The following is a 5,307-nucleotide window of genomic DNA, read 5'->3' as shown; positions in this document are numbered from 1 at the left end:
GGGTCGATCTGTGGGGATCGGATCGCGCTTCGCATTAGCTGCGCAACGGGAATCAATTTGTGGGATGGTTGGGTTTCACATTCGTTCAACCAAACCGTAGGTTTGGGGTGAAAATCCCCTCCTCAGAGGGGTGCCCGTAGGGCGGGGTGGGTAGATCTACGCAGTAACTTAAACCGACTCTAATTCTGACTCCGCCTCTGCCTTCGATGGCTTCTCAAATTTCATCCCATCTTTCAAGCGTTGCGATCGACGCAAGCCCAGACTGTGGCTAGCATAATCATGTAAACGGGCATATCGATCGCTGATAAAGTTATTAATCGGACGCTCGACTACTTGCAGCCAATCAGCGAAATCACTACGCTTATCCTTGAGTGGGAAGCGGCTGATAATCGGGCGCATCAGGGCGCGATAGCGGCGACGACCGAGGCGATTGTAACGACGGTGGAAGTACCAATCTTCTTCGACACCCCATTTGGTGCGGAAATGGTCGAAACTCGCCAAATCCCAAGCATCGCTCCAGCGCAAGCTGAAGTAAGTGTAGTCGTACCAATCGAATTCTGCACCAGTCATATAAGTGACGATGCTCGATCGTTCGCAATAGACAGTACCGCCAACTTTCGCCGCACATAAGCACAGATCGATATGCTCCCGCGTACTGAGTAAGCCTTCATCGAGCAAGCCGTGTTCGTCAAAGAAGGATTTGCGGACTAAGGCGGTGTGAAACTCCACAAACTCGCACTTAAAGCGGGTTAGTTCGTTGGCAATCTTCGAGACGCGTTTTCCTTCCAAATAGCTTTTTTGAACGGCATAGCGACCCGTTTTGTTGCCTTCGGTGCGAACTTCGATGTAGGTCGTACCGCCGCCATTGTGGACGACTTCATGGACGGGGCTATCGATACAGGTGAGGGTGCCAACTACGGTTGCGTCAGTTTCTTCGGCGCACTCTACCAATTTTTGCAGCCAGCCTTTTTGGACGAGGACATCATTATCGACAAAGACGATGTATTTACCGCGTGCGGCTTGGATGCCGATATTGCGGGCGCGATTGGGTGAGAGGAAATGTTCGGTGCGAATCAGTTTGAATTGTTTTTCGCGCGATTGTGTTTCTAAATAAGCTTTGAGTTCGGGGGAAGATCCACCGTCTACATATACCAATTCAAAGGGATAATCTGTCTCAGCGTAAACACTTTCTAAGGATTGTTGAGAATAACTAAAGCGTTCGCGAGGCACGACGACAATCGTTACCATTGGTTGTTCGTTCGAGTTGGCAATGTTGGCGGTTTCTAACGGTAAAGTCGTAGTCATGGTCAAGCTCCAATTAATAATAGTTTGAGGTAAAAATTATCTAGAGGTTAAAGTCTCCTCTGAATCTATTAGTCCGCGTAGGCGGACTTTGCAACACCAGCCCCGATTTCAATCGGCGGCGTTGTCTGCGATGCGAGCAAATTCTCGATCGCAATCTTCGTTTTCTGGGCACCATCGAGATCGAATGGTTTGGACAGAGTGGGACTCTGCCACGTTTCAATCGATCGCACGATTTTGTCGGCGAATTGTTGGGGCTGAAGATCGGCTGGCTCTAGAAGTTCTAAGATGCCCATTTTTGCTAATTTTTCAGCCCTAACCATCTGCTCCCAATCTTTATTCGATGGTAAAATCATCGAATTAACACCAGTCCGCAGAATGTTCATCGTAGTATTGTATCCACCCAAACTAATTGAAAGTTTCGATTTTTGCATATACGTCAGAAATTGAGATGTAAACTTTCTCAGTGTGAGATTATTTTGTCCCGATGCCGCGATCGATAATGATTGAAATCGATCGATCGAGATAAATGGCCCGGTAAATACTTGCACATGATGATCGGGCAATCGTGCGGTTAAAATCGGACTAACCTCCACCGCTGCATCGAGTAAATCGTGTCCTAGTTGTCCGCCACCGACGCTAATTAAAATCGTCGGATTGGTTCGGGCTAGATCGATCGCATCTTCTGGCGTTGTGGTAGATACTTCCGTCAGCGGTTGAGCGACAAATCCGGTATACTGAATCGGACATTTAATATCAGCGACGGCGGGGAAGCTTTCTTCTAACCGATGAAATTGCGGATCTGAGTGAATTAATAACAGATCGAAATATCGATTCAGCCTGTCGCAAGTTGTGGCAATTACTTCATCTCGATCGAGATACGGTTGCGCCATTACGACATCGCGCAAGCTACAGACAACTTTAATATCTTTCTTAGCAGCCTTGACTCTTTCTAATAACGGAATCGATTCAAATTCAAACTGATATTTTTTGAATGGATAGCCTTCAATCATCAGGCAGTCTGGCTGAAATTCATCAAAGATGTTTAATAAGGTGATTACTCGTTGTTGCTTGACTGTCTCTAGATCTTGAGATGGATCGGCAACTTTAAGCTGACGATGTTCGGATAGTAAAGTTGGTAATGTCACTACCTGAATATTGGCGGGTAAATTCAAACCTTCAACTTCGGTACCACCTTTGACAAAACAAATCTCAAATTCTGTAGCCAGACTCCGTAATATTTGGACACTGCGGACGAGATGACCCATCCCTAAATGATATTGGCAGTAAAATAAGATTTTTTTCATGAATTATCTCCTCGGACTATGCAGCTATTAAATTAGGTTCGAGCAAGTTCTGGAGAATTGCCGATGCTTGTTTTGCACCATTGAGCTGAAGAGGATTTTCTAAATCTAGTGTTGATTCTTCAGTTAAATAATCGACGATTGTTTTTGCTAACAGCTCTGGCTCTAATTCAGATTTATCTAGAATTTTTAGTAAACCCAACTGTTCTAGTTTTTCTGCTCTAATTGCCTGTTCTCGGTCTTTGTCAGATGGATAAATTATCGACTTAACACTAGTTTTCAAGACATTCATAGTAGTGTTGTAACCACCCAAGCTAATCGATAGATCTGCTCGATCGAGATAGGCGATCAAACTGGGTGTAAATCGACGCAGGTTGATATTTGTCTTGCCTTGTGCTAATTTTACTAGCTCTTGATATTTGGATTCATCCATTAATGGCCCAGCAAAAATTACAATTCTATGATTAGTTTCTTGCTGGATTAGTGGTGCAGCGTGAATGATACTCTCTAACAAATCGTGTCCGAGTTTGCCGCCGCCAACACTGACAACAATCTTAGGAGTTGGATCGTTAAGCAGTGCTAGATCTGTGAGATCGAATTCGACTCGCTCGGGTTCGGACTGCACCACATAGCCAGTATAATGAACGGGGCAAGTTAAACTACCAGCATTAGAAATATTGTCTTCTAATCGATGAATTGTCGGATCGGAATGAAGTAGAATAGCGTCATAATACTGGTTGACAAATTCACAACGCCTCTTTTCTTCAGCAGCCCGATCGGCAAATTCTTTGACCATAATAATATCGCGCAAACTGCAAATTACCTGGGTCGCTCGATCGGATTTTCTGACATGTTCTAACAAGGGCACCATTTCAAAGGCTAATGCCTTATTTTTACTAAAGGGGTAGCCTTCGGTAATCAGCACATCGGGTTGAAATCGATCGAATACTTCGATCAGTTTCTGTTGCCGAAACTCCTTGACTTCTTCCAAGCTCATAGTGCTACCTATGACTTGAAGCTGCTTGCCAACTTGCAGCGAATCAAATACCTCAACTTGAATCGTCGGTAATTGAATGACTTCAACTTCTGGGAGCATTTCAAATCCAGCAACTTTTTGTCCGCCCTCAATCAGGCAAACTTCAAACGTTTTGACGAGTTCTCTCATCAATTCAGTCGTGCGGACTAGATGCCCCATCCCTAATAAGTTTTGACAATAAAATAGAATCTTTTTCATGAACTTGCGATAACTGATAAAATACTAGATTCGATCGAGATTAAGCTGAAAGACATTTCATCCAATGCTCTGGGAATCTTTGCAATTCTCCCTTTACCAATTGCGGTGGAATCGCTGTAGCAATACTCTGAGTAATCCGAGGCAGCGCATCCAAATCTACTTTTTTGATATTGCTGGTGTAATAACTCGGATTGTTTAATTGATGAACTAGTTTATCGATTAAAACTGCTGGAGTTAGTTCGGTAGGGTGAATCATTTCGAGTAATCCCAGTTCCGCCATTTTGCGAGCGCGAATGACTTGTTCTTCAGTCGGCTTCACTCGCGGCACGATAATCGATGGTTTTTGAGCGGATAAGATTTCACAAAAAGTGTTGTAGCCACCCATCGCCACCACCGTATCGGCGACTTCGATGTAACTCATCAAATCGTCGGTAAACTCACTGATGATGACTTGCGGATGCTGTGCGGCCATCTGGAATAGCGTCGCTCGCTCCTTTGTGGACATTTCTGGCCCGCACACTACCAAACTTTTGAGTTGATAATCGGCTGGTAGCGTTGATAAACCCTCCAGGTAAGCGTGAATCAGGGGATACCCATCCTCGCCACCACCTGCGGTAACGAGTACGCACCGATCGCCTGGAGCTAAATTCAATTCCCGTCGCAACAGTTCGCTGTGCTTGCGCGCCTGTTGGCGGCGGATGTAACCGCAATAGATCGATTTCGAGAGCATCTGTGGCGAAAATTGGTATTCGGCGCAGGTATTAAATACTTCTGGCGTACCCACTACCAAAACTTGATGATAAAACTGCTCGATGGCTCGATAACTATCGAGTGATTGCCACTCAGCAACTGTCTTTTCGGGAGCATCCAAAATATCTCTTAGTAGCAACACCCACTTAGTTGCTGGGCTAACGACGCGGAGCGTTTCGATCGTTTTTTTGAGTTCGTCTTGCAGTCCGAACGGCTTTTTATCGACTAGTACTACATCGGGTCGAAAATTTAGAGCCGCAATCCGAATCAGATTGCACCGCAGCTTTACAGTCTGCTTCATATCGAGTTTGAGATATTTTGCCGACAAATCGCCATTCTCGTCTCGGTGCAGACAGGGAAGTTTGAGGTAGTCGAGTCCGGCTGGCAACCGAAAGCTATGCAGCATCGGCGAACCCGATAATACTAGGATTGATAAGTTGGGAATCGTATCGAGGAGGTGATGACAGATAGCCAACATTCGACAGATATTACCCAACCCATAGGCATCGTGGGAATAAACTAATAGTTTCATAATCTGCTCTGGATAGAGGTAAATCGGTTGAATGAGTTCGGATGTTTACCTTATTTACATAATCGCAAACTCTTATTAATCCTCTATGAAGATTTGATGAGATTTATCTCATCAACAACACGATCTTTTTGTATAAATAGCTACTGAAAAGTCAACGGCGGAAAATCGTTGACTCCAGATCTGGG

Annotated in this window: 4 protein-coding genes; all 4 read right to left on the bottom strand. The window is 44.8% G+C overall.

Annotated features, from left to right (window positions below):
• Positions 1–168: 168 nt before the first annotated feature.
• The 4 genes from C7B77_RS23265 to C7B77_RS23250 all read right to left on the bottom strand — a co-directional run bounded on the left by C7B77_RS23265 (position 169) and on the right by C7B77_RS23250 (position 5,122).
• A complete protein-coding gene (locus tag C7B77_RS23265) occupies positions 169–1,305 on the bottom strand; it encodes a glycosyltransferase family 2 protein (RefSeq protein ID WP_106310534.1) in 1,137 nt (378 codons plus the stop codon).
• Positions 1,306–1,373: 68 nt separating this feature from the next.
• A complete protein-coding gene (locus tag C7B77_RS23260; protein ID WP_245894336.1) occupies positions 1,374–2,609 on the bottom strand; it encodes a glycosyltransferase family protein in 1,236 nt (411 codons plus the stop codon).
• 16 nt (positions 2,610–2,625) lie between these two features.
• The gene (locus C7B77_RS23255; protein WP_106310531.1) at positions 2,626–3,840 is read right to left on the bottom strand and encodes a glycosyltransferase family protein; all 1,215 of its coding nucleotides are present in this window, start codon (positions 3,838–3,840) and stop codon (positions 2,626–2,628) included.
• 40 nt (positions 3,841–3,880) lie between these two features.
• Entirely contained in the window at positions 3,881–5,122 is a 1,242-nt protein-coding gene (locus C7B77_RS23250; protein ID WP_219892255.1) for a glycosyltransferase family protein, read from the bottom strand.
• Positions 5,123–5,307 lie beyond the last annotated feature (185 nt).

This window comes from Chamaesiphon polymorphus CCALA 037 (assembly GCF_003003845.1).
Taxonomy (GTDB): Bacteria; Cyanobacteriota; Cyanobacteriia; order Cyanobacteriales; family Chamaesiphonaceae; genus Chamaesiphon; species Chamaesiphon polymorphus.
Note: the sequence above shows the minus strand (reverse complement) of the source record. Positions and strands in the feature narration are given on the sequence as shown.